The organism is Zooshikella sp. RANM57 (assembly GCF_050749885.1).
Taxonomy (GTDB): Bacteria; Pseudomonadota; Gammaproteobacteria; order Pseudomonadales; family Zooshikellaceae; genus Zooshikella.
Window position 1 is genome coordinate 181,886 of the sequence record NZ_JBOIUB010000004.1, and the last position, 26,458, is coordinate 208,343.

The 26,458-nt window shown below is 39.8% G+C and carries 22 protein-coding genes; 18 read left to right on the top strand and 4 right to left on the bottom strand.

Annotated features, from left to right (window positions below; translation table 11 throughout):
- Window positions 1–210: 210 nt before the first annotated feature.
- From ACQ96U_RS10525 to ACQ96U_RS10535, 3 genes are all read left to right on the top strand, one after another.
- Window positions 211–2,511: a formate C-acetyltransferase gene (locus ACQ96U_RS10525; RefSeq protein ID WP_431721207.1), complete on the top strand. Its 2,301-nt coding sequence runs from the start codon at window positions 211–213 to the stop codon at window positions 2,509–2,511.
- 4 nt (window positions 2,512–2,515) lie between these two features.
- Entirely contained in the window at window positions 2,516–3,361 is an 846-nt protein-coding gene (locus tag ACQ96U_RS10530) for a [formate-C-acetyltransferase]-activating enzyme (RefSeq protein WP_431721208.1), read from the top strand.
- Between the two features lie 96 nt (window positions 3,362–3,457).
- Window positions 3,458–3,808, top strand: coding sequence for a fructose PTS transporter subunit IIB (locus ACQ96U_RS10535; protein WP_431721209.1), 351 nt, complete (start codon window positions 3,458–3,460; stop codon window positions 3,806–3,808).
- A 56-nt stretch (window positions 3,809–3,864) separates the two neighbouring features.
- Here the strand turns inward: ACQ96U_RS10535 and ACQ96U_RS10540 are convergent, their stop codons facing one another.
- Window positions 3,865–4,725, bottom strand: coding sequence for a helix-turn-helix domain-containing protein (locus ACQ96U_RS10540; protein WP_431721210.1), 861 nt, complete (start codon window positions 4,723–4,725; stop codon window positions 3,865–3,867).
- Between the two features lie 270 nt (window positions 4,726–4,995).
- Between ACQ96U_RS10540 and manA the strand changes: the two genes are divergently transcribed.
- Both manA and ACQ96U_RS10550 read left to right on the top strand, forming a co-directional pair.
- Window positions 4,996–6,183 (top strand): mannose-6-phosphate isomerase, class I, encoded by a 1,188-nt coding sequence (manA, locus tag ACQ96U_RS10545; protein ID WP_431721211.1) that lies wholly within the window; start codon window positions 4,996–4,998, stop codon window positions 6,181–6,183.
- A gap of 231 nt (window positions 6,184–6,414) precedes the next feature.
- Window positions 6,415–7,068 (top strand): hypothetical protein, encoded by a 654-nt coding sequence (locus ACQ96U_RS10550; RefSeq protein ID WP_431721212.1) that lies wholly within the window; start codon window positions 6,415–6,417, stop codon window positions 7,066–7,068.
- Window positions 7,069–7,119: 51 nt separating this feature from the next.
- Here the strand turns inward: ACQ96U_RS10550 and ACQ96U_RS10555 are convergent, their stop codons facing one another.
- Window positions 7,120–7,329, bottom strand: a complete 210-nt coding sequence (locus tag ACQ96U_RS10555; protein WP_431721213.1) for a hypothetical protein — start codon at window positions 7,327–7,329, stop codon at window positions 7,120–7,122.
- Between the two features lie 143 nt (window positions 7,330–7,472).
- Here ACQ96U_RS10555 and hutI point away from each other — a divergent pair, with 143 nt between their 5' ends.
- The 12 genes from hutI (at window position 7,473) to ACQ96U_RS10615 (ending at window position 20,574) form a co-directional block, all read left to right on the top strand.
- Window positions 7,473–8,711 carry an imidazolonepropionase gene (gene hutI / locus ACQ96U_RS10560; protein ID WP_431721214.1) on the top strand — a complete coding sequence of 413 codons (1,239 nt, stop codon included), beginning with the start codon at window positions 7,473–7,475 and terminating at the stop codon, window positions 8,709–8,711.
- An 85-nt stretch (window positions 8,712–8,796) separates the two neighbouring features.
- Window positions 8,797–9,867 (top strand): formimidoylglutamase, encoded by a 1,071-nt coding sequence (gene hutG, locus ACQ96U_RS10565; RefSeq protein ID WP_431721215.1) that lies wholly within the window; start codon window positions 8,797–8,799, stop codon window positions 9,865–9,867.
- 63 nt (window positions 9,868–9,930) lie between these two features.
- A complete protein-coding gene (gene hutU / locus ACQ96U_RS10570; RefSeq protein WP_431721216.1) occupies window positions 9,931–11,598 on the top strand; it encodes a urocanate hydratase in 1,668 nt (555 codons plus the stop codon).
- A 173-nt stretch (window positions 11,599–11,771) separates the two neighbouring features.
- Entirely contained in the window at window positions 11,772–13,304 is a 1,533-nt protein-coding gene (gene hutH / locus ACQ96U_RS10575; RefSeq protein WP_431721217.1) for a histidine ammonia-lyase, read from the top strand.
- Window positions 13,305–13,464: 160 nt separating this feature from the next.
- On the top strand, window positions 13,465–15,018 hold the full coding sequence (locus ACQ96U_RS10580; RefSeq protein WP_431721218.1) for a GNAT family N-acetyltransferase: 1,554 nt from the start codon (window positions 13,465–13,467) through the stop codon (window positions 15,016–15,018).
- A gap of 83 nt (window positions 15,019–15,101) precedes the next feature.
- Entirely contained in the window at window positions 15,102–15,686 is a 585-nt protein-coding gene (locus ACQ96U_RS10585; RefSeq protein WP_431721219.1) for a hypothetical protein, read from the top strand.
- Between the two features lie 74 nt (window positions 15,687–15,760).
- Window positions 15,761–16,009, top strand: a complete 249-nt coding sequence (locus tag ACQ96U_RS10590; protein ID WP_431721220.1) for a PAAR domain-containing protein — start codon at window positions 15,761–15,763, stop codon at window positions 16,007–16,009.
- A 70-nt stretch (window positions 16,010–16,079) separates the two neighbouring features.
- Window positions 16,080–16,631, top strand: coding sequence for a GNAT family N-acetyltransferase (locus ACQ96U_RS10595; protein ID WP_431721221.1), 552 nt, complete (start codon window positions 16,080–16,082; stop codon window positions 16,629–16,631).
- Window positions 16,632–16,954: 323 nt separating this feature from the next.
- Entirely contained in the window at window positions 16,955–17,506 is a 552-nt protein-coding gene (locus tag ACQ96U_RS10600; protein ID WP_431721222.1) for an LPP20 family lipoprotein, read from the top strand.
- Window positions 17,506–18,108, top strand: a complete 603-nt coding sequence (locus tag ACQ96U_RS10605) for a penicillin-binding protein activator LpoB (protein ID WP_431721223.1) — start codon at window positions 17,506–17,508, stop codon at window positions 18,106–18,108. Before ACQ96U_RS10600 ends, ACQ96U_RS10605 begins: the two co-directional genes overlap by 1 nt.
- Before the next feature lie 123 nt (window positions 18,109–18,231).
- On the top strand, window positions 18,232–19,539 hold the full coding sequence (locus ACQ96U_RS10610; RefSeq protein WP_431721224.1) for a hypothetical protein: 1,308 nt from the start codon (window positions 18,232–18,234) through the stop codon (window positions 19,537–19,539).
- A 48-nt stretch (window positions 19,540–19,587) separates the two neighbouring features.
- Window positions 19,588–20,574, top strand: coding sequence for an LPP20 family lipoprotein (locus ACQ96U_RS10615; RefSeq protein WP_431721225.1), 987 nt, complete (start codon window positions 19,588–19,590; stop codon window positions 20,572–20,574).
- A gap of 99 nt (window positions 20,575–20,673) precedes the next feature.
- Here ACQ96U_RS10615 and ACQ96U_RS10620 read toward each other — a convergent pair whose 3' ends face one another.
- Window positions 20,674–21,393, bottom strand: coding sequence for a hypothetical protein (locus tag ACQ96U_RS10620; protein ID WP_431721226.1), 720 nt, complete (start codon window positions 21,391–21,393; stop codon window positions 20,674–20,676).
- Between the two features lie 989 nt (window positions 21,394–22,382).
- Here ACQ96U_RS10620 and ACQ96U_RS10625 point away from each other — a divergent pair.
- Complete coding sequence (locus ACQ96U_RS10625) at window positions 22,383–24,458, top strand: leukocidin family pore-forming toxin (RefSeq protein ID WP_431721227.1); 2,076 nt, start codon at window positions 22,383–22,385, stop codon at window positions 24,456–24,458.
- A gap of 87 nt (window positions 24,459–24,545) precedes the next feature.
- Here ACQ96U_RS10625 and gbpA read toward each other — a convergent pair whose 3' ends face one another.
- Window positions 24,546–26,006 (bottom strand): N-acetylglucosamine-binding protein GbpA, encoded by a 1,461-nt coding sequence (gene gbpA / locus ACQ96U_RS10630; RefSeq protein ID WP_431721228.1) that lies wholly within the window; start codon window positions 26,004–26,006, stop codon window positions 24,546–24,548.
- Window positions 26,007–26,458 lie beyond the last annotated feature (452 nt).

Here is a 26,458-nt window from a genome sequence, read left to right on the forward strand (position 1 = left end):
AAAGCTCCTTTAGGTGATTGATTTTTTTTATGTGGAAGATACTCAGTTAATCCTAATGAATTATTTAAGTGCACCTTTAAAAATGAATTGTTTCCTTGCTTTCACAAAGAAATTACTATTTTCAGAGGTGCACTTATTCGTTGAATTCATGGTATAGATTGCCAATACCACGAGCAAAATAATTTATCTCGGTATTTGTAGGAGCCTGCTATGAGTACACCCAGAGTCGCACGTTTGAAGTCAGTGCTTTTTGCTTCAAGGCGTGAAATCTCATTAGAACGTGCGCTACTGTATACCGAAAGTTATCAGCAAACCGAAGGTGAATCTACGCTCATTCGCCGAGCCAAAGCAACGGCCCATATATTGGATAATGTACAGATCAGTATACGGGCAGATGAGTTGATTGCTGGGAACAGAACAATACAGCCACGAGCAGGCATCGTTTCTCCAGAAATGGATCCTTACTGGATTGAAAAAGAATTAGATATTTTTGCTCGTCGACCACAGGATCAATTTGATATTTCAGCGCAAGACAAAGCACTTTACCGAGCACGATTACTACCCTATTGGACAAATCAGTCCATGAAGGATTTTATTAATGCACAAATACCTGAGTCTGTGAAAGAGGCTATTGAGCAAAAAATATTTAGTATTAATCAAACCGATAAAGGCCAAGGACATATTATCATTAATTTCGAGCGCTTGCTTAATCATGGTTTAGGCTCACTACTCAATGAGATGCATGTGCTATGCAATAAAAACCCTGACCACTTATTTTATAGCTCAGTTGTAATACTGCTAGAAGCGTCCATTCGTCATATTCGTCGCTATGCTAGCCTGGCTGACGCTATGGCTCAACAAACGGATAATAAGCAACGTCAACATGAGCTAGAAACCATAGCGACTATTTCCTCGTATATTGCAACAGAAAAGCCTGAAAATTTTTATCAAGCCTGTCAGTTATTTTGGTTCATGAATATTATTTTGCAGTATGAGTCGAATGCCAGTTCTCTGTCTCTTGGACGTTTTGATCAATACATGCTGCCTTTTTATCAACAATCATTAGCACAGGGTGAGTCAGAAGGTTTTTTACGCGAATTATTGGAAAGCTTGTGGGTCAAAACCAATGATGTCGTATTATTACGCTCATCCAGCAGTGCTGAGTTTTTTGCGGGTTTTCCTACAGGTTATACCATTATTTTAGGAGGCTTAACAGAAACAGGACAAAGTGCTGTCAATCCATTATCCACTCTTTGTTTAGACGCATACCAGAGCGTGCAATTACCACAGCCAAATCTGGGCGTCAGAGTTAATGAGTTTATTGACCGGCCTTTTTTACTTAAGACGGCAGAAACGATTCGTCTGGGCACAGGTATCCCACAAATTTTCAACGATGAGGTTATTGTACCGGCTTTTTTAAACCGTGGTGTTAGCTTAGAAGATGCGCGGGATTATGCCGTCGTTGGCTGTGTTGAGCTTTCAATTCCAGGTAAAACGTATGGCTTGCATGATATTGCCATGTTTAACTTAGTGAAAATTATGGAGCTTGTCCTGCAGCGGCATGCGGATAACCCAAGCATTCATTTTGATGCATTACTAGCCGAAATCCGTGAAGCTATTCGTCACTACATTAAGCTGATGGTTGAAGGCGCTAACATTTGTGATATTGGCCACCGAGACTGGGCACCTGTCCCCTTACTGTCTTCTTTTATTGATGATTGTATTGGCCATGGACAAGATGTCACTGAAGGTGGCAGCCGATATAATTTTTCTGGAGTACAGGGTATTGGTATTGCCAATTTGTCGGACTCACTGTATGCCCTCAAACACTACGTTTTTGAGGAACAGCGCAGTCAATTTAATGATTTTATCGCGTTATTAAATAGCAATTTTGAAACCGCAGATGGTCATTCGATACGTACACGTTTACAAAATAAGTACGCCAAATATGGCAATGATATGGATGAAGTGGATTCCCTTGGTGCGAGTTTACTTCGCCTATTTTGTAAAACCTTAGAACAATACCAGAATTCCCGGGGTGGTCAATTTACACCAGGCTCCTATACTGTGTCTGCTCATATCCCGCTGGGTGCCGTTGTCGGGGCAACGGCTGATGGTCGACTCGCTGGTGAACAGCTCGCAGATGGTGGTTTATCACCCATGCTCGGTAAAGATCAGCGTGGTCCAACAGCGGTGCTAAAGTCAGTGAGTAAACTGGATAATTATTTATTATCCAATGGTAGCCTATTGAATGTGAAATTTACCCCTACCACGTTAGCAGGTCAGCAAGGTTTAAATAAACTTTGTGATTTTATTCGTGCCTTCATTAAGCTGAAAATACAACATATTCAGTTTAATGTATTAAATGCTGAAACATTGCTAAAAGCGCAACAACACCCACAAGATTATGCGGGTTTAGTGGTCCGTGTTGCTGGTTATAGTGCCTTTTTCGTTGAATTGTCGAAAGTCATTCAAGATGACATTATTCGCAGAACAGCACATGAGCTGTAAATCGATGTTAATTAAAACAGATAAGCCGCTCACAGGACATATTTTTAATATTCAGCGCTATTCGCTACATGATGGTGCAGGTATTCGCACGATCATTTTTTTTAAAGGCTGTCCGTTACGCTGCCCTTGGTGTTCTAATCCTGAGTCTCGTGCTTTTGAAACAACTTACCTACGCAGTAAGACGAAGTGTATTCAATGTACAACCTGCTTAATGGACAATGAGCTTTGTCCCAGTGGTGCGTGGGAGCAAGTTGGCAAAACCTGGACAGTGGCAGCGTTATTGGCTGAAATTGCCAAAGACGATGTGTTTTTTTATGCCTCCAATGGGGGGATTACTTTATCCGGCGGTGAAGTTCTCAGCCAATCAGCGTTTGCGATTGCATTATTGAAACAACTCAAAGCATTAGGCTACCAAACGGCAGTGGAAACCTCTGGCCAAGGAAATACAGCGCATTTACTGCAGATCGCAGCGCTATGTGACGAGGTGTTCTTTGACTTCAAAATCATGGACCCGGTTCATGCTAAAGCCGTCATTGGTATCGATCTGGATAAGGTACTTTGGAATTTCAATCAGCTGATAACACTCGGCAGTTGTGTTACTCCGCGATTACCACTCATTCCTGGCTTTACTTTGAATTTATCTAATATCGATCAGGTACTCGCATTTTTAGCACCTTTTGCTGTGACAACTATCCATTTATTGCCTTTTCATCAGTATGGTGCACACAAATATCAATCTCTTGGTATGCACTACCTTCTGCAAGACATGCCTACACCTACGCCAACTGAAGTAGACAACATACGTCGTTATATCGCCGCTCAAGGCTATCATGTGGTGATTGGAGGTTAACGATGAAACCCAAAATTCTTATCATCGATAATCAGAAGCTATTGCAGGCTCTTGACCATCCCACCAGTAAATTTATACTCACAAAGGTGTTAATTTGTGGTAGGCACTAAAATGGAAATTGTTGGCGTCACTGCCTGCATCAGTGGTGTAGCCCATACTTATATGGCTGCAGAACTCTTAGAAAAAACCTGTAAAAAAGCAGGCTATAAAATCAATGTTGAAACACAAGGTGCACTTGGTTGTGAGCATGAGCTTTCTCCCGAGCATATTGAGCGGGCCAATGTCGCAGTGATTATTTCTGATATCAATATTGCCGGAATAGAAAGGTTTGACCAGTTAAGAGTTGTTCGTTGTAGTATCACTCACTTTTTGTGCAAGACCCAGGACGTTATGGCGGCTATTGAACGCGCCCGTAATATTCCACCGGCGACCAGAATTGTTTTATAAAGACTTCACTTAACGCCCTTATTTCCTCCACCCTTTCAGGGCCAGTTAATAGCTTATTACCGTTGATGAGAGCATAGAGAATGTGCTCTGTACTCCGACGGCGAGCGTTCTGTTTGATTGCGAAATACACGACAAAAATAGTTACTGTCTGTAAAACCACAGCGATATGCTACCTCTTTTACTTTCATATCATATTTAACCAGTAAATATTTTGCTCGCTCAATACGGATATGCGTCAGATACTCGTTAAATTTAACTTGCCCTTCTTTTTGAAACAGTTGGGAAAGGTAGTTGGGTGAAATATAAAAGTGCTCTGCGACCGATTCTCGGGTTAAGGGTTCTTGATAGTGCTGCTCCAAGTAATCTCTGACGGCTTCGTATAAGGCATGACTTTTTGATGGTGTCGCTAAAGGTTGCTCAATAAGATCAATAATATGGCTCAATAGCGAGCTTATGAGCAAACGCTGGGTATTTTTTGATTCGACTAACTTACTGAGTTCTTCAAATGCATTAAGTATAAACGCACCTACTCGTGGTCCCCGACGCAAAACGCGCTCTTTCACGGCAGCATCAAATGGTTCTCCATTCCAACGTAGTAAACTTAAACCAAAGCTTTGTTTTCCTGCCAGGATGGTCATGGTTTCGACAGGGCCTTGCCAGTGGGGTTTATTCCAACTTTCAGCAGGTAAATACACAACATCCCCTTTTTTTAATGTGAAGTTCGTTTCAACACCATGGTAATTACCCATTTCCATGTTGAGCTCACCTGCTAATACTATTTCTACTCGTTGAAAATGGACCTGATAAGCCAGGGCCGGAGGTGACGGCAAGTTACCGGCAATATATATATCTTCAAATGCTTCAGGATGGTGAGCGTAATGGTTTAACGCTGTCATTATGTCGTTTTTATCTAGCATTTTATGATATCCAAACAGGATTACTTCTATCTGCATAGTCTCATTACTGACGGTTGAAGCTTTACAGTAGAGGCTAAATGACTTCGTATTCTTATTTTATGCCTGTGCTTAGCATCACAGCATATCTTGCCTCTAGACTAACAAAAATCCAGTAAATCGAACAATTTGCCTGCTTATCACGTTCCTCAACTTAGTTACTATATCAGTCACACTCGCAATAAAACTATGCTGCTTGCACTGAACATCCGTTGCATTGCCAGAGGTGACCCTATGTCGCTCTTTAAGCTTGATAATGTTATTCAAAATTATGCTTGGGGTAGCAAACATGCTATTTCCCACTTATTTGGCATTAATAATCCCAAACAAGAGCCTCAGGCTGAAATCTGGATGGGCGTTCACCCTAATGGTTGCTCCAAAGTCATAGAAACTGGTCAGTTACTCTCTGATGTATTAAGACAAAACCCTGAGCAATTACTTGGGGACTATACCGCTAAGCGATTTGGCAACCTACCTTTTCTATTTAAAGTGCTCTCTGCCGATGCGCCGCTATCTATTCAGGTTCATCCAAACAAACATAATGCAGAAATGGGCTTCCTTAAAGAAAACCTGGCGGGTATTCCCCCTCACGCGGCCAATCGAAATTATAAGGACGCAAATCACAAGCCTGAATTAATCTATGCCTTAACCCCTTATAAAGCGATGAATGGATTTCGCCCCATAAAACAGATACTGTCTTTATTCCAGCAGGCAAATTTGCCATCGCTTACTGCAGAAGTGGCACAGTTTAAGAAATCGAGGAATAAAGATGGGCTACGCTCATTTTTTAAATCACTGATGAGCCTTGATCCAGCAAAAATAAGACATGTTTTGTGTGAGTTAGATGATAGATTATCTCAACCCAGCCATACTGCGTTAGCCCGTAAAGCATTCGAATATATTCGTTTGTTTAAAGAGTTCTATAAGGAGGATATTGGGCTACTTGCGCCGCTACTTTTAAATATTGTGGAGCTGGCTCCTGGGGAAGCCATGTTCTTGCACACAGAAACCCCTCATGCCTATGTGCAAGGTACCAGTTTAGAAATAATGGCTAACTCAGATAATGTTTTACGAGCAGGACTAACACCAAAATATATTGATCTCAATGAACTTATCGCTAATACGCGTTTTGAACCTATAAAACCAAGACAGATTAAACTACACCCTATTCACAAAGAAGATAGATTAAGTTTTCCCGTTCCTGTTGATGATTTTGGTTTGGATATTATTTTTTCTGATACTACAAAAAAAACTCAATTTGTTCGTAGTCCTGAAATTATTTTTTGTATTAATGGTAAGGTTACATTAAGTGAGAGTAGCCAGGAAGTTATCTTAAACACAGGTGAGTCTGTATTTGTGGGTAATGATGCTCATTTTTATACCTTCAAGGGGCAGGGCACTCTTGCAAGAGCTTATAACTAATCCATAGGATAATTGTATATTTATAAAAGCTATTTTCTGAAGCACCCTTGTTCAAAGTCAGCATAACGCTCCTCGAATACGCTGTGAATCCGTCCCTGGAGGCTTGGTTGCCATTCATTCAGTAGACAGTTCTACTAGAATTATCGATACTTTGTTATGTTACTGTCATATTTCTCCAATAGTTGCTAGTTGTGTATTCATTAATTTTAATGAATTGATAGGGAGGGATTTATGAATAAGTATTATTTATTAACTTTGTTGTTGATGATCACAGCTCAGAATATAACTGCCTCAGAAGAAATGTCAGATGAACAAAAAATTGATTTTTATATTAATACGCTTGTTTTAAGTAAATGTACAAGTCAGATAGAATATTTGTGCTCTAAGCTCAAAAGTTTCAAATATGGGGAGATGCCCAAAATAGCTCAAGCAGGCCATTATGTTAGTGAAATTCATGCAGGTAATATGATGTTCAGTAAAGCGTTAGAATATCATAATGTTTATGCACTCATTTATTTTGATATTAAAGATGAAGAGACTTATTTTTCTGCTTTTCAATTTGTTGCAGGTGATAAAAGTGCAGACCAACAAGTGAAAAGGTTTATGTATTTGCAAAACAGTAAGAAGAATACACTGAGCTATGATTTAGATAGATTTATTTTAAAGTATAAAAGTAGGCAAACATTTGTTCGGTGTGAAAAGCAAAAAAAACAGCTGCTTTGTAAACAGGATGGATCAATGTTTAATGAGGTATACTTTAGAGCATATGGGGGTGATATTTATATGTTTGCTTTAGGCCAGGTCCCTAAAACGAAAGGTAGCATGGATACAACGCCAGGTTTTTATATCTCAAATATTGGAAGAGATATATCTATCCAAGAATAATTTTTTGGTTTTTACTTTGCCCCCTCTAAAATCCCCTTCACAGAACTACTCTTACACTTTTTCAATGTCTAGATCGTTACTCTCAATAGGTGCGGCTTTAGCAAAGTCTGGCTGATGGCTGTAGAACCGTTTGCCGCATGGATGCGGCAGTCGAGCCTCCAGGGATGGATTTACGGCGTGTTCAGCAGGCATTGGGCTGGCTTTGTGTAGCCAGGTAAATGATTTCTCTACTTTGTTATGAAATGATAAATGTATATACAAATATCACTTTAAAGGTTGACATTTTAGTCGCTTACTTTTAATTGTATATACAATTAATGGCGCCACTTATGTAACAAGTACTCTATAAACAGGTGCTCTATAAATATAAGTAAAATCAATTCATTCTGAGCGAGTAACAGGCTATGCATAATAACCTGAGGGAATGTGATCACATTTGGCTCAATGCGCGTATAGCAAGCATGGACCCAGCTGTTGATAAGGAATACGGATATCTTGAAAACTATGCCTTGGGCACGAAGGATGGTCTTATCCATACCCTTGTGCCTATGTCTGAAGTGTCTGAGTTCAGTGCTTCTATTCCTAGTACCGATTTACACCATCAATGGGTGACGCCAGGGCTCATTGATCCTCATACTCACCTTGTCTTTGCGGGTAATCGAGCTAATGAGTTTGAACAGCGTTTGCAAGGTGTTGATTATCAAGCTATTGCTAAGCAAGGTGGTGGCATACAGGCGACAGTAAAAGCTACTCGTGAATTATGTGAGGCTGAATTATATGAGCTTGCCAAACAGCGGCTACAGTCTTGGCTCCAAGAAGGAGTTACTACCATTGAGATTAAATCAGGTTATGGCCTGACTTTAGCCGATGAGCTCAAACAGCTTCGTGTTGCACGCCAGTTAGCCAAGGAGCTTCCCATTCGTGTTAAGACCACTTTACTGGCAGCACACGCACTTCCTCCTGAATATCAGCATGATGCAGATGCATACATTGATTTTGTTTGTAACACCATCATCCCGGCAGCCGTTAATCAAGGATTAGTGGATGCTGTCGATGTTTTTTGTGAAACCGTTGGATTTTCAACAGAACAAAGTCAGCGTGTTCTGTTAACCGCTGAGCAGTTTGGTTTATCTGTAAAAATCCATGCAGAACAACTCTCCAATCAGCAAGGTGCTGCTATGGCTGCTTCACTGGGGGCATTATCAGCAGATCATCTTGAGTACCTGGATGAGGAAGGTGTTAAAGCCATGCAAGCTGCAAGAACAGTCGCTGTGTTATTACCGGGCGCGTTTTATTTCTTGCGTGAGAAGCAATTACCCCCTGTTGAGCTATTGCGCCAGTATCAAGTACCTATCGCACTTGCGTCGGATTTTAACCCTGGAACTTCACCCTTAGCGTCGTTAAGACTCATGCTGAACATGGCGTGTACCCTGTTTCGGCTAACGCCTGCTGAAGCATTGGCAGGTGTTACGCGACATGCAGCCCAAGCCTTAGGAATCGCCAATGAGTGCGGCATGATTAAGGTGGGTATGAAAGCAGATTTTTGTTGCTGGGGTATAGATCATCCTGCGGAGCTTGCCTATATGGTGGGTACTTATCCATTACGTTCTCGTATTTTAGGTGGGCAAGTAGTGTCAGCTTAAAAACCTTCGTTATGGCTATCGATAAATAGCAAAACCCCAAATAAATATGCTTTTTAAAGGCAGTAAAGAATAAGTAGAGGGGAGTATGGAATCAAAAATAGAGCTGAAATGCTGGAAGCCTACGCCAGTAACTATTTGGCAAGGACGAGAAGATACTGAAGAAGGAACAGCTGGTTATCGTTGGCATCAGCAAGTGCAATGTTTATCCAAACCTGACTGGCCTGCTCAAGGTAAGGTGTTATTAGGCTTTGTTTGTGAGGAAGGCGTGCGTCGTAATCAAGGACGTGTGGGGGCAGCGGCTGGGCCTGAGGCTATTCGCAAAGCGCTTGCTAACTTACCTTGGCATGACGATATCATCGAACACAATGGGGTAGTGAAACATCAGGATCAATCATTACAAGCAGGCACTCGAACATTGTCTGAAGCTGCCGTTTGGGATGGTGGTGATGTGGTTTGTGTTGAAGAGGATCGTTCACTCAAAGCTGATCTAGCTAAATCTCAACAAACACTGGCAGACGCTATTACCGGTATTTTTCAGGCGGGTGGCAGCCCTATGGTTTTAGGTGGAGGCCATGAGGTGGGCTTTGGTAGCTTTCTGGGCCTGGCTCAGTGGGCATTATGCCAGCCTCAGATACCTCGAATTGGCATTCTCAACATAGATCCGCATTTTGATATTAGAAAACCAGGTGCTAGTGGGCCTTCATCTGGTACACCTTTTTATCAAGCGGCACAGTGGTGTGAAGCGCATAAGTGGCCTTTTCACTATGGTTGTCTTGGCATTAGTCGTTGGAGTAATACCCAGGCGTTATTCCAGCGAGCTGATCAATGGAAAGTTCAGTATCGGTTTGATACTCAGCTTTCCGAGAGTCAACTGCCTGAAACGCTGAGCTGGCTTGACGTTTTTGTGGCAGAGATCGACTGGCTATACCTGACGATTGATATGGATGTGTTTCCTGCTGCATTGGTTCCTGGGGTCAGTGCACCCGCTGCTATGGGGGTTCATCCCTTGGTGGTTGAGCACATTATCAGCCATTTGCGTCAGCACTATAGCCATAAGCTGATGCTGGCCGATATTGCAGAGTTAAATCCTACCTATGATCGAGACCAGATAAGCGCCAGAGTAGCGGCTCGACTGGTGGCGAATTTACTGCAATAAATTTTTAGAAATTACCCATAAGAAATCTAAAAAATAATAAGGATTAAAGCGAGGTTAATTACTATGAAGCGTCATGATTCAAGCCGTAAGATTCGTGCTTATCGAGGAACGGATTTACATGCTAAAAGCTGGCTGACGGAAGCCCCATTACGCATGTTGATGAATAATTTAGATCCTGAAGTGGCGGAGAAACCCCAGGAGTTAGTGGTGTATGGTGGGATTGGTCGTGCTGCTCGGGATTGGCCTTGCTACGACAAAATTGTTGAAGTGTTACAACGACTGGAGGATGACGAAACCTTATTAGTGCAATCAGGCAAACCGGTGGGTGTTTTTAAAACCCATACGGATGCACCACGTGTACTGATTGCTAACTCAAACCTAGTGCCACATTGGGCAAATTGGGATCATTTTAATGCCCTCGATAAACAAGGGTTAATGATGTATGGCCAGATGACGGCAGGTTCATGGATCTATATTGGCTCTCAAGGCATTGTGCAAGGTACTTATGAAACTTTTGTGGCTGCGGGCAAACAGCATTTTAAGGGTGATTTATCAGGCCGTTGGATTCTTACTGCAGGTCTAGGGGGGATGGGGGGTGCACAGCCACTGGCCGCAACCATGGCAGGGGCTAGCTGTTTAGCGGTGGAATGCGATGAAAGCCGAATCGATAAACGCCTGGAAACCCGCTATTTGGACCACAAAGTCTACAGCTTGGATGAGGCTTTAGCGCTTATTGAACAGCATTGTGTACAGGGTAAAGCGGTATCAGTCGGTCTGCTGGGCAATGCAGCAGACGTATTTCCGGCTTTGGTTGAACGCAATGTGTTACCTGACTTAGTTACGGATCAAACCAGTGCCCATGATCCACTGAATGGTTACCTGCCAAAAGGCTGGTCATTAGCCCATGCCGACGAGATGCGCGAGCGTGATCCACAGGCCGTCATTAAAGCAGCTAAAGCCTCGATGGCTGAACAGGTTCAGGCCATGCTGACATTACAAAGTCGTGGTGCCAAAACCTTTGATTACGGTAACAATATTCGGCAAATGGCATTGGAGGAAGGGGTTACCAATGCCTTTGATTTTCCTGGTTTTGTGCCTGCTTATATCAGACCTTTGTTTTGTGAGGGCATAGGGCCTTTCCGCTGGGCTGCGCTTTCTGGTGATCCCGAAGATATTTATAAAACTGATGCCAAAGTCAAAGCGCTTATTCCTGATAACCCTCACTTACATAACTGGTTAGACATGGCCCGAGAGCGTATCCAATTCCAGGGTTTACCTGCACGTATTTGTTGGGTCGGGTTAAAAGATCGGGCCAGACTCGGTTTAGCATTTAACGAAATGGTGCGTAGTGGTGAGCTGAGTGCACCTGTTGTTATTGGGCGTGATCATCTGGACTCTGGCTCAGTCGCCAGTCCTAATCGAGAAACAGAAGGTATGATGGATGGCTCTGATGCTGTATCCGACTGGCCTTTATTAAATGCCATGCTAAATACAGCAGGTGGTGCAACCTGGGTCAGTATTCACCATGGTGGTGGGGTTGGTATGGGATTCAGTCAACATGCCGGATTTGTCATTGTGTGTGATGGTTCAGATGATGCTGACCGCCGTTTACAGCGTGTATTACGTAATGATCCGGCTACAGGTGTCATGCGTCATGCTGATGCGGGTTATGACATCGCAGTTAAGTGTGCCCAAGAACAGCAGTTGGATTTACCAATGCTGGATGCATAAAAAATAATGTAAATGCTTATATATACCCAATATGAAGGGTATACCCTTTGCTGTGGGGATATTAATTAAGCATTCTAAAACAATACTGAAAAGGTCGTGCAATTTTTAATAATAACTGGGTAAATCCAAATAGATTGCAACGACCTATTAGCAAAGGACCGGAGAAAGCGAGTATGGATCATATGAAGTTGCAACCCGGCCAATTAACCTTGGCACAACTCAGGCAAGTATGGCAAAGCCCATGTCAGGTTTCCTTAGATGATCAGGCATGGTCAGCCATTTCTGCCAGTGCTGATGTGATTGCCCAAGTGCTGGCTCAAGGACAGACTGTTTACGGTGTGAATACAGGATTTGGGGTTTTAGCGAGTACACGCATTGCTGATGATGAATTAGAAAAACTACAGCGTTGTTTGGTGTTATCTCATGCAGCAGGGATAGGTGATCCGCTAGATGAATCTGTTGTCCGGTTGATGTTGCTGCTGAAAATAAACAGTTTAGCGCGTGGGTTTTCTGGCGTTCGTTCTGAGGTTATTCAGGCACTTTGTAATCTATTAAATGCAGAAGTGTATCCATTAATCCCTGCTCAAGGTTCAGTAGGCGCTTCAGGTGATTTAGCACCATTAGCACATATGGCTGCCGTACTTATTGGTGAGGGTGAAGCTGTTTTTAAAGGTGAGCGAATGCCTGCGACAGTTGCATTAAAACACATCAATATGCAGCCGCTAACCCTAGCCCCGAAAGAAGGTTTAGCGTTATTGAATGGCACTCAAGCTTCAACGGCACTGGCATTGGCAGGATTATTTGCCACAGAAGATGTTTTTGCTGCAGCAATGGTAACGGGGGCAACCTGTGTCGATGCCACATTGGGCAGCCGTAAACCATTTATGGCAGAAATACATCAAGTGAGAGGGCACCAGGCACAGATAGATGTCGCTTCAATGTTTAGAAGCTTATTGGATAAAAGCCAAATCGAAGACTCACATGTTAATTGTGATCGTGTACAAGACCCTTACTCCTTACGTTGCCAGCCTCAGGTTATGGGGGCATGTTTACAACAGATACGTAATGCAGCAGATATCATTATTACTGAAGCCAATGCAGTGTCTGATAATCCGTTGGTGTTTGCAGACGATATTGTTTCGGGTGGTAATTTTCATGCAGAACCTATTGCCATGGCGGCGGATAATTTGGCATTAGCCATTGCTGAGGTGGGGGCTTTGTCTGAACGTCGTATTGCTTTGCTGGTAGATAAGCATATGAGTCAGTTGCCGCCTTTCTTGGTTGCTAATAGTGGCGTGAACTCTGGATTTATGATTGCACAAGTGACAGCAGCTGCATTAGCCAGTGAGAACAAGAGTCTGGCACATCCTTCAAGTGTTGATAGTTTACCCACTTCGGCTAATCAGGAAGACCATGTTTCAATGGCGACATATGCCGCACGCCGGTTAAAAACAATGGCTGTCAATACTGCTGGTATCATTGCTATTGAATGGTTGGGCGTTGTACAGGGACTGGATTTTAGAAAACCGTTACTGACATCAGCACCATTACAGCAGGCATACAATATATTGCGAGAGAAAGTGAAGTTTTATGAGGAAGACCGATACTTTTCTCCGGATATTGAAATAGCCAGTCAATTGATACAACAGGGTGTATTATATCCGTTAATTACACAGCCATTGTTACCTAGTCAGAGCATTAGGTGAAAAATAGAATGTTTTTGAATAAAGCATTGTTTTAAGAGGGGGCTCATGCCTCCTTTTTATTCATCAGTCCATGTTAGCCTAAATGTCACTATAATTAATTAAAATCAAATAACCTTTTAAGTGAAGCAAGAAAAAAATAATAGGGTTGCAGAGGTTTGACATGGGTAACTCAACAGGTAATGGTGATGAAAATATTGATCACAGATTACAGCTTAGAAATTTAAAGCTAGATGATTACGCTGATATTAAGAATATTATGGATCGGGTGTATCCTCAAATGGGAGGAGGATGGCCACAATCCAAATATAAAACAATGCTCAAAACCTTTCCTGAAGGTCAAATTTGTATTGATGATAATGGCGTTGTTGTTGCTGCTGCTTTTTCAGTGATTGTTGATTATGACCAGTTTGGTGATGAGCATACCTACGATGAAATTACAGGAAATGCTTATTTAACAACCCATGACCCCAATGGTGATGTACTTTATGGGGTTGATGTATTTGTTGATCCTGAATACAGAGATATGCGTTTAGGTCGGAGATTGTATGAAGCAAGAAAAGAACTTTGTCGTAGTCTAAATCTTCGTGCCATTATTGCCGGTGGACGAATTCCTCATTATAAACAGCATGGTAAAAATTTATCACCACAAGAATATATTGAAGCGGTTAAGCGCAAAGAAATATATGATCCTATTTTAACATTTCAATTGTCGAACGACTTTGAAGTTAAAAGAGTTCTTACTGATTATTTGCCTGAAGATGAAGATTCGAAAGGTTTTGCAACACTGCTTGAGTGGTTTAATATTTACTATAATCCACGACGCAGGAAATTATTTGGGGCTAAAAAAAATACAGCACGGATAGGTTGTGTACAGTGGCAAATGCGGGAGTTGCATAGTGTTGAAGACTTACTGCAGCAGGTAGAATATTTTATTGATGCGTTGTCAGATTATCGTTGCGACGTGGCCTTGTTTCCTGAGTTCTTTCATGCACCACTCATGGGATTGCAGCACCACAAAAATTCAGTAGAAGCTATTAGATTTTTGTCAGAGTTTACTGATCAAATTCGGGAAGAAATATCTAAATTGGCTGTGAGTTATAATATTAATGTTATAGCTGGTTCCATGCCCTTAATTGAAAATGATGAATTATATAATGTTGCTTATATGTGTAAACGAGATGGAACTTATGAAGCACAATATAAACTGCATCCTACTCCCCATGAAAAAAAAGACTGGATAATGCAGGGAGGCAATGACCTTCATTTATTTGATACTGACTTTGGGCGAGTGGGTGTTTTAATTTGTTACGATGTTGAATTTCCGGAATTAGCACGCTTGCTCGCGGATCAAGATATGCAGATATTGCTTGTGCCTTTTTGGACCGATACTAAAAATGGCTACCTTCGTGTGCGTCGATGTGCACAAGCACGTGCTATCGAAAATGAATGCTATGTCGCGATTGCGGGAAGTATTGGTAACTTACCCAAAGTGGATAGTGTTGATATTCAATATGGCCATACCGCTGTATTTTCGCCATCTGATTTTGCATTTCCTCATGACGCCATTATGGCAGAAACAACACCGAATACTGAGATGACATTAATTGTAGATGTTGATCTTAAAAAATTACAGATATTACAAAATGAAGGTTCGGTCCGTAACTTTTTGGATCGGCGGCGCGATTTGTATCGAATCGACTGGTTGGGTGATTAAAAAAACTGCACATTTTTGGTAATTATTAAGGTAGTTAGACTAAGCTGTTTTTTAGTCAATAGTAGAAGTAAGTGAGCCAGACTATGCAAAATTTAATATCTTTAAACAATGCGATAGCTAGCTATCGTACTGTTTTTATTGTTTATTTTATATTGCTTTCCTATTCAGAACTGCTCTTTTCTAATGAAAGTGTCGCGTTAGATGATACTCGCTCAGTAAGTGTGATGCTGCCTGAAGGATGGCAGTTAATCAAAATGATGTCCCCACCTGAACTTCCGGCAAAAACTATTAATCTTGTTAATGGTGATTATAAAATTTTAATCACATTTATAGGATCGAAAGATGGCGCTCCATTCAAAATGAATGATGATAAAATGGTTGCCTTAATAAATAAAACATCTATGCAGTATGTATCTGGTTCTGTAGAGGGGAAAATCACTATACATAAAATACAGGGCGATTCTATGAGAGGTGTATATTCGTCTTTTACAGATAAAAAATGGGTGGGTAAGCAGCCTCCACCTGGAGAATTTAAACAGGTGACAAGCTGCGTTATCACAGTAGGAAAATCAATCCTTGCAACCGTGACCTATCTTTCGAATGATCTAGAAGGGGAGGTTTTCAATGAAGGACTAACTATTCTCAAAAACTTAAGACCCCAAGGGTAATGTAATATTTTTATACGAAGTGATGTAAATTAAAGGTGAGGAAAACCATAAATTTTGAAAAAAGTGGTGGTGACATGCTCAAAGTCGCTAGAGTGGGAGATAAAGATGGTAAAGGGAATACTATTATTGAAGGAAGTACATTTATGAAAGACCAAGGATTATCTGTTGCTAGAGTAGGTGACAAGTTAAGTGATGGTAGTACAATTGTTTCTGGTAGTGCATCTGTATTAGTTGATGGTCGACCTGTCGCAATTGTGGGTAGTCAGGTAAGTAATGGCAGTATTATAATTGGTCCTGGAAGTCCGAAAATTAGCACAGCTTAATAAAAGAAGATCGCTAATAATCTTCTAGATATAGCACTTAAAATAAACTTAAAAATGTACTGAGGAATAAATGGTAGTTGCTGAAACGGAAAGATTAATAATTCGGTACTTAACTGTAGATGATTCATTATTTATTTTTAAGTTATATAATACAGAGCCATTTATAGCATTTGTAGGTGATAAGAATATTAAATCTGTTGAAGATGCAAAAAAATATCTTATTGAAGTGCCTATTAGGATGTATGCTCAGGAAGGGGTAGGATTGTATCTTGTTGAGTCAAAAAATGAGCACATTCCATTAGGGATATGTGGATTAATTAAAAGAGATAACTTAGATGATATTGATATAGGATATGGATTCTTACCAGAGTTCTGCGGATTGGGTTATGCTTATGAATCAGCACGTGCAGTTCTTGATTATGCTAAACAAACATTGAACTTAAAGCGAGTTGTTGCGATCACAACATCTGACAATATGTCGTGTATTCGGTTACTGAGTAAACTGGGTTTGGTGTATATTGGAATACAGGATGAATTACTTAAGAGTAATGTAATCAGTAATGACGATAGTGCAGAAAATACATGTCAGAGATATATGATGCTCTATGCAATTAACTTCTGAAATGGTAGTTTTATTTTGAAGTTTAATAATTTAATTATGCTTAAAATAAGAATTAACTAAAGTACAAGTATGTGTTTTATAACCAGTTGATTATTGAAGTGTTGCATTATGATCGGTTGATTTTTGATCATGTACAGCCACATTGCTATAAAAAAATCTTGTTCAAATCTCTTGCCCATGCCTGGTTCATGGTTATAATCCATTCTCTAATATAACTACCGCTGTAGGTGAAATGACCACTGCGTTTTATATTCACTTTGCAATAAGCTGCTTTCTGGTGGTTTAAGGAATAATTAATCAATTTCTCCAGGATTAGGTGGGCAATGAAAAAGCCATTTTTCTTTATCAGTTTATGGTTACTGAGTGCAGTACTTTTGGTAGGCTGTTCCAGTGAAATAAGAGTCAAAAGCGACTTAGGCATTGAAGGGGCACCTGAATGGGTCAATGAAGGAACACAAGCCGTATCAAATGAAGACGGTCGTTTTATTTATGGCGTAGGTATGGCTCCAAATATTGGGGATTTTTCATTGCAAAAATCAACCGCTGAAAACCGTGCCAGGGCTGAAATTGCTAAAGTCCTATCAGTATCGATGGATACATTACATACCGATTATCAAGGTAGCGATGGTGAGGATGTTGATACGAACATTGAGCGTGAAATAAATGCACAAACGCAGCTTGCTTTAACGGGCGCCAAAATTATTGGTCACTGGCGAGATCAAAATACACAGGATATCTATGCAATAGCCCAGTTAGATCTGGATAAGTTGGAAAAGTCGATTAAACGTGCAGAAAAATTAAGTGAGCGCTTTAAAAGACGCTTTATCAAGAATGCAAATCTGAATTTTGATCGCTTTATGAAGGGAAATAAGTAGTGAAACAAGTAATGAAGTTATTAACCATTGGTTTAGTAGGGTTTCTGTTAACTGCGTGTAATGTGACAAAAGTTACGCGAATGGGGGCTGACGAATCTATAGATCTTAGTGGTGCTTGGAATGATACTGATTCACAGCTTGTTGCTAGAGAAATGATTGGTGATGCACTCAATAGACCTTGGTTGAGTAATTTTTCAGCACGCAGAGGTAAAACGCCAGCGGTGATTGTTGGGAGTGTGCGTAACTTAAGTCATGAGCATATTAATGTACGAACATTTGTTGCTGAGTTAGAGCGTGAGTTGGTTAATTCAGGGCGTGTAGAGTTTGTGGCTTCTCGAAATGATCGTAATGAAGTTCGTGAAGAACGTATGGATCAGGATTTACATGCAAGTGAGGATACACGCAATGCGGCTGGTCAGGAACGTGGCGCTGACTTTATGTTGCAAGGGCAGATTAATACCATTATTGATGTAAATGACAATAAACAGGTTCGGTATTATCAAGTGGATCTGACACTGGTGAGTATGGCTGATAATCGAAAGGTATGGTTGGGACAGAAAAAAATTAAAAAGTTTGTTGAAAATAGCAAGTTTCGTTATTAAACCATACACTCATACACTAAAAGATACCTCGAAAGTTTGCTGATGAGAATCATAAAATACAAATACCCCTTACTTTTAGGGGTATTGTTATGCATGTTATTACAGGGATGTTCGATAACATCAATGAGAGTAAATGCTCTTGCGTCGGATTTGGAAAGCAGCCCCCCAGAAAAAGTTTTAACTGATTTAGAAAATATAGCATTTCCTGAGCGTGACCGAGTACAGTTCCTTCTTAATTTTGGTATTCTGAAAAGTTTGTCAGGTGATTTCGATGGCTCCATTAAAGATTTACAAGAAGCCAAGAGTGTCATTCAGCAAGTAGAAGCTATTAGCATTAGTGAAAATATTGGAGCTGTGACAGTCAATGATACGCTAAAAAGTTATGCCGCTACGCCTGGTGAGCAAATGCTTTTACATCAGATTCTGTTAACTAATTATTTACTTAAAGGGCAATTGGATGAGGCACGAGTAGAAGTTCTTCAAGCTCAAGTAAAAGCCAAAAAGTTTTCAGAAACAAGTGAGTTAACGGGTCGTTTGGCAAGTATGGAATACTTGGCTGGATTGGTTTATGAGCTGCATAATGAAGTTGATAATGCAATGATCAGTTATCGTAATGCAGCTCGTTTTATGAAAAAAAGAGACATGGAAATTCCTGATGTATTGCAGAATAGCCTGTTACGGTGCAGTTATTTATTGGGCTTAAAGAATGAATATAAAAAATATGTTAATTTGTTTGGGCGAAAAACAGCCCGAGCTGATCACAAAAAAGGTGAAGTGACTGTTATATTTTGGGATGGTGTGGTCAGTGCTAAAAAACAAAACTTTATCACTGTGTATGTTCCAAAACTAGAGCATAATGTTACGTTAGCATTACCTTATTACCCCGATAAAAGTAAGCCAATAATGCCACTGGTATTTACCACTGGCGATAATATTTTTAAAACAGAACCAATTGAAAATGTGGAAAAAATTGTACGAGAAGATCTTGATGCTCAGAAAAAGGTCATTTATTCAACCGCATTAGCGCGGATGGTGGCAAAGCATTTAGCGATAAAGGTGAGCCAGGGGCAAAATGCTGAAGGACTTTCCATACTACTGAATTTAGCCTCAGTATTAACAGAGGCCGCTGATGTGAGAAGTTGGAATATGTTGCCTTCTTCAATACAGGTCGCTAGGGTTAAATTAGCACCTGGACGTTATCAGTTGTTTCCTAATCAAACAAAGAGGCAGGTTTCAAAAGTAAAAAATAATTATTGGAATCCACTATTGTTTTTGAGTGAAGTAAAAGGAGCGACCAATGATCAACCAGTTGGTAAATCAATGGTGAGAGGGGAAAAACTGGACGAGTTTATGTTAGATATTAAAGCAGGACAAAAAGTACTTCTTTTTGTGCCTGGAGTAACTAATCGAGTTTATAGCCACTACATGTAGTAAACACAAGTTTTTTGACTAAAAATAAATTATTTAAGGCTTCTAATCGTGAAAATAACTGATATTTTTCGCTTATTTACGATTTTTATCTATATAGTTATTGTCTCTGGTTGTGTAAGTCAACCTAGACAACCTGATTGGATTACCATACAACCAAAAGCTTATCCTGAAAAACAGTTTGTGATTGCCGTGGGCGAGGCAGATACACAGCATGTAGCAGATGATAGAGCATTAGCGAATTTAGGAAAATTTTTTGAAGTGAGTGTTGCTGATGTCTCATCTGACTTTTCGCAAGCCAGTTTAGATGGAAGTGAGAGTGAAAAGCGTTTTCTCAATGAACAAAAATTTATGAGGCAAGTTAATACAGAAACAAAACAGGTACTTGAAGGTGTCCGTGTTGTTGAACGATACAAGTCAAAAGATGGGCGTTATTATAGCCTGGCCGTACTAAAAAAATCACCTCTTGCCAGAAGACTTAGAAAGTCAATCCTGGCTGCTGATTGTAATACAAATGATGCAATACTGTATGCGCAGAAACAGGCTAAAAACCCTATAGTGGCGTTAGCTTCGTTGGAGAAAGCAAGACAGTTTCAAATAAAGAGAGAGATTGAAAATACTCGGTTAAGTGTTTTAATGGGTAGAGGTATCACAAGCAAGATCACTGCTGAAACCATTAAACAACAGATAGAACAGGGGCTTTCTACACTACAATTTTCCATTGATGCTGATAGGAAAAAAGACTTTGATTTATTAGCATCGGTTATTAGTGGGGTCGGTATTCCTATTACAAATCATACAGACTATAAAATAAAGTTGAATATTGATAGGGCTCCCATTTCTTATAGGCAAGGTTGGTTTTGGCTAAGAGGTTCAGCTGAGCTGGTTATTTATCATGGAGAAACGAGTTTAGCGAAAAAGCGTTGGCCTTTTAAAGTTTCTTCGCAAGAGGAGAATTTGATTGAGCAGCGTTTGAGTGATCATTTAGTGAAAGAACTACCTGCTTATTTTTACTCGATGTTAACAACAGAATCTTAATATTAATTTATTTAGGACATTTAAAAACGTCAGTTATCCAATGCTCTGCAGATAACTGACGTAATAGACTCTAATTTTAAATTAACTTTTTATAGTTAATTATCTTTGTTCAGCATAAACATTGCTTAGTGATTGAACAGTGATAGAAGCACCTTGGCTATCTTGAACACTGTCAGCATTGATCCAAACTAGTTGTTGGCCATTACCTTGTAAGTTCCAAGCAATTGATTGTGAATCTGATTTTTCAACTTTAACTAAGCTTTGTGAAGAGCCTGCATATTTAATAACTAAGTTGGGATCAACTACGCTATTAACAACTTTAACTTCTGCTTGATGCTCTGCAAATTGAACAGAAATAAACTGATTAATATTGCTTTGAAGTTGGGCAGCATACCAATGAGTTTCAGGAACAGCATAGTACCGAGTAAATTTATTAAAACTATGACGGTCTCCATCCAGTGGAAGCTGTCTGTTTTCGATGCCTTGAGTATTTATTGGCATTTTAACGCTACCAATAAATGCTTGAATTTTGGCACCAGGGCTGCCTTGCAAAACGTTAGCAGAAACAGTGTTAGTTTCGCTACCATCAATGAAGCAAAGCGCTGCTTTACCTTTGTTACCAGTAGTGCCTGGAACGGGTACTTGTACAGGAGGCTGGCTGTTTGACCATACGATAGAAACATTAGTATCTGCGTCATTTCCTGCCGCATTATAGAAGAACAAGCAGTAAAGCTGACCATTGTTTAAATTTCCATTACAAGTGGCAGTTTCACCTTGTCCTAGTGTAATAAGTTGTCCTTCATTCCAATTGATGCTCATGATTCCCTCGTTAACCTAAATTTGAAAAAAAGTTATCCTCACGCAGTGTCCTTGCGTAAGATAGGAGTAGATAAGTGTCATTAGTTAAAAGTAAGTAAAACTTACCTTTAGAAGTGCTATTGATTCAGATACCTTTTCGGGTATAGATGGGGTTATCAATAGACTCCATGACATTGAATGACACGATAGAACTATAGCAATAAATTTTAGGTGTGCTGAAAAAAAATAAAAAAATTTGCTATCCTTTCGTTTGTTTCAATACTGTTTCGAAGTTAGAGTAAATAACTTAATTTAGATGCAGTGTTTATTTCTATATGCGCTAAGTAACCACTATAAATATTTTTTGTGATGTTCACGTTCCCCAAACTATAACTTTAATTTTTTTATTGAGACTAAATAAGTGAATATATCCATTGCCTGAATAAAACAAAGAATTTGTTTTGTTAAATATTTCACACCTATTTCTTTAGCTAGTTCAATCTCGACAACCCCGCTTTGAACGTTATAGAGACTTTGGGAAAATGTGTCCTTATGTGTTTTAGCTTGTATGGTAAAGTAGTAAATTATGCTTTGTTAATATTGTTTGAAAAGAAATATGTTGTTAATTTACTACTTAGTTTCTGTTAATTAAATTGCTTGGCATATAAAATTTGTAATTAGAGATGCCCGTTAGTTGTAATAAGGGAATTAGTCTGTATTAAGCGTGAAATATTTTGAACTAATTTTTAATAGTATTAATGTGCTGTTCTCATGGCGTGTTTTTTTGTAACTAATAACGAAATGCTAAATGTGACTTAGTTTGAGAAAAAGTTTTGTGTAACAAAAATATTTCTTTTAAATCATAATGTTATGAGTTTATTAATATATTACTGTATAACGATATGGAATTAAAAAGTGAGTTTAAAAATAATTTACTATTAGGGAGAGGGTGTAAATTGTTTTAGGATCAAATTGAAACAAAAATATAACTAAGTTTTAAGGGGACTGTGATGTTAAATAAGAAGCAGCTTGTCTGCGCTATACAGCGCAGGCTGTGGACTTCTCTGCGAGTTGGTATTATAGGTGTTTCCCTCTTTAACTATCTTCCCGTTACAGCAAATGAAGAATTTAACGAATTACCGGGTTACCTAATCACTCAAAAGCAAATAGCAACAGTATCTTCACCCAGTGAATTCACAACAAGTTTTGTACAAAATGAAAGTTGGCAAACTGTTTCGGCGTATAGTTTAGATGACTTAAAACAAACTCAATTAGTTATTGTTAATACCTCGAACTATTTAAGCAAAGATGAAATTGCTCTAGCCAGAGCTGCCTATCGTATGGGTAAAACAGTGATTATTGATAATACTGCTGTTGTCAATAATAGCACTGTATCACAGACAATTGCAGCGATCATTGGTATTGGCTTGACGGATCCTATTGTTGCTGTTCGTAGAACTAATGGGAAAGCTGAGTATAAATCCCTTTCTGTTAATAATGAGCTTTCCGCTAATGAACAAACAGAGTATTTAATAACAGAAGTCAAAAATATTATTTCTACCTGGGATAATGTCGGCAATGTGACAAAGTCTAGTAGTGAGAAAAGATCGAAACGGACAAAAAGGAGTGCATTGGCTTATAGCAGTGTAGCAGCATCTAGCAGTGAAGGAACCAATTATCGTCCTGAGGTTACCATTCCATTAGAGTTTAGGCATGTTGGCTTTAAGTGTCGTGTAGGTGATGAATTTGAAGGGAATGGTTTTACGAATAATGCTACCTGGAATAGCATGATTGAAGATGCCTGTGATGGCAAAGCCAGTGTTTCATTATTTTATAACATTGATTTTGTCCGCTCTGTGCCATTTAACGGAGGTGGCGATAATAATGCGGATAATGCGAAATATGTTCGTATCACATTAAACCCAGGTGATGGTAGCTCGGGTGGAGGTTCTGCCAGCGGTGGCGCTGGATGGCATTTGGTAGATAAACCCACTCATAAACATACTTGGTTTGAGAGTTGGACCAATCGTATTACGTGGTTTGGTCCTGTTGCTATAGATTATGGTGTGGAAGTGATTCCTAGTGATAATGATGTACATCTTTACCACACTACGCCAAATAATAAGCCAAAAGAGTCAGAAATTCGTGAAGTAACAGGAATAACCATTGGCGTTGAAGCAGGAGGTAAAGCTGAAGTGGGGGAAAAAGGTCCCACTGTTGGTGTGGATGCTAAAGGAAGCTTTAGTTACAACAGTCAGCGTTGGGTCTCCTATAAAGCCTATGAATACACTATAGAGAACCAATCGAGAGCTGGCAGTCAAGACCGAGCAAAATGGGTTTGGGACCGTAAGTTTGAGGAGGATAGTGAGAACTGGAGAGTTCATGGGACTTGTCCATTATGGTGTAGTGACTGGTTCTTTAAAGACAGTTCTTTTACCGCAGCATCTTACGCAAATTATAAGCCTGGTTTCAGTGCTACTTTTAGAGTTTCAGCAGATAAGCGGGGTCAATCAAGGTTTACGATTAATAATCGAATTACTGTGGCAGCGTTGGGTGGACGAGTTCAGTATGCTGGTTTGGCCCAAGTATATACTCCTTGGGCCTATAAGGGGTCAAAGTATACATTACCTAAAGTCTTTACAGTAAATTGGGAGGCACCTGTATTTGAGCCAGAAATAAATGTCTCAATTGAGGCCTATAAATATGCCAGTAGCAATGGGGTTTGCTTGGATGTACAGGGTAATTCTACTCAGGAAGGAGCCGCAGTTGTGGGGTATGACTGTCATTATGCGAATAATCAGCTATGGGGTCTTGATCAGTACCAGCGTTATAAGTCTCGGGTAACCGCTGATCGATGCTTAACAGCTGAGAGTGATGGAACGCTGACAGTAAAAAGTTGCTCAGCGGCTGCAAACCAGAAATGGCGCTGGGAAGGTGACTCGTTAAAAAGCGAGTTAGGTGATAAGTCTCTGGCAATTGTCGGTGGACAAGTTAAATTGGTTAATAAAGATTCTAGTGAGTACCAAAACTGGAAGAACTATGTCAGAAATATTGAGCCAGAAAGGGTTATGACAGTAAATTATTAATAGTTCATGACAAGTAAGAAAAAGCGTGAAACAAAAATGGGGCATTAATGCCCCATTTTTGTACGACTTGTAGTTTATTTATATGCTTTATTGCTCGTCCCAAGCCATCTTCCAGTGAGAACCAACTCCTGGCTCAAAATTATTCGATGTACTGGTCCATTGTTTACAATAGCCACTGTATGGAAAAGGTTTACATTGGTAGACTTTGCCATTTTTAGGCTGAAGCACCGTAGTACCTGCTTTATAATTGCTTACTCCTTCAGGAAAAGAGTAGTCGTAATCACCATTTTGCCCATCATCGCCAGGGTCTGTAGAATCGTTGACCAGTTTAAACTGATAAGTTTGTTGTACTAAAGAAAATGTTTTCGTTTTAATGACAAGTGTGTAGTCACCAGGGCGAGCATTTTTTATGTTAATGACAACACTTTCAGTACTATTGTTAACAGCTGTTGAACCAAAGGCTACTTGAGCATTATTTTTGTCAAATACAAGGTAATCAACAGTAAGTTTTTCTGCACTGGTTAGGGTGAAGTCAACATTCGCTTCATTGTTTTGAATAACGTAGTTATCTTTTAATCCACCAACATTAACGTTTGGATCAGGTTTTTGGTCTTTAACGATTTGTACTTCAGCACGACGGATATCACTTGTCTGAAGTGTGTAAATATTATTCTGGCCCATTGTGGGGACTATTTTGCCATCCTTGCCAAGTTGACCAGCTGCAAGGGATTTATGTTGCTTATTGATTTCAGTGGCAAGCAAATGAGGCCAGTTATTTTTTTGACCTTCTTTGGCAGAGTTTATGGTGATAGACGTTGTTAAGTTGATTTGCTCTCCTTCTTTATTAAAAAAGCGAGCTTTAACCTGATCTCCTGATTGAAGATTCATTGTCGGATTAATATCACCAATATCTTGCCATTGTGTATCCGGTACATCTGGATCAGGGCTTCCTTTGCCAGAAATATTAACATCAATAGCTTGATAGAAACTATTAACCGTATCCCCTACATCCCAGACTGCGAGAACAACATGGTATCCATTACGTTCAGGCACATTACAGTCATGTGTGACATCAACGGGTGGGCGAGATTGATTGCCGTCGATTGAGCAAAAAGGTGTTGCTTCAAAAGAACTTCGAGTCAACGCTTGATTAGGATTCCAGTCATTTTTGGTAATAAAGTATCGCCAATCTCGTGTCGCATGATTGGCTGTGAAATGCCAGGAGAATTTATTTGGACCTGGCTTAATAGTGCTTTTATGCCAACGAGTGGCTGTCTGTTCATCTAGCTGGGAAAACTGGCTTAGCCCTGCACTCGCTATTTTTCCATCAGCAGGACCAGATTCGGGATAACGGTCAGGGCCTTCTACACTTTGGGGTTCCCATTGAACTGGGCCACAATTTACATTTTGACCAAGCTTACATTTGTAAGACCTGGATTCAGGTGAAGAAACATAACCGTGAGCCATGACGCCCTGAGCAATAAACAGGGTGCTAATTAATGCAATTTTAGTCAATGGTGGCGATAAAAGAGTGTGTTGCTTACGCATTAGGAAAGCCTCATTTGTTCACTAAAATACAGCAAAGCGAAAGCCTCATGGGGGTCATTAATGTCACTTCTTCTACCGCAGGGGTATGACGTATCAACCCATGGACATATATACCCTTAATGACTTATACCTTTTAATAAGGTACATCTCCAGGGCTTCATTTGTTTGTGATGAAGACTTAAGTTTTACTGCGAAAAAAGTTGTTATTACAGTAGCTCATCAAGTGCAAAGAAGAATTTGGATTCATTTTTTCAGATTAATAAATACAAGACTAGGCGAATAACTTGACATTTATGCTATCAGTTCATGATAGATATATATTTTTCTACGACACATCAGTTTATATATGTAATAAACATTAAATAATTATGACTATATTTTTCATAATATTCTTTGAATAAGTCATCATATTTAACAACTTGTTGTTTATAATAAATAACTTTGACTCAGTT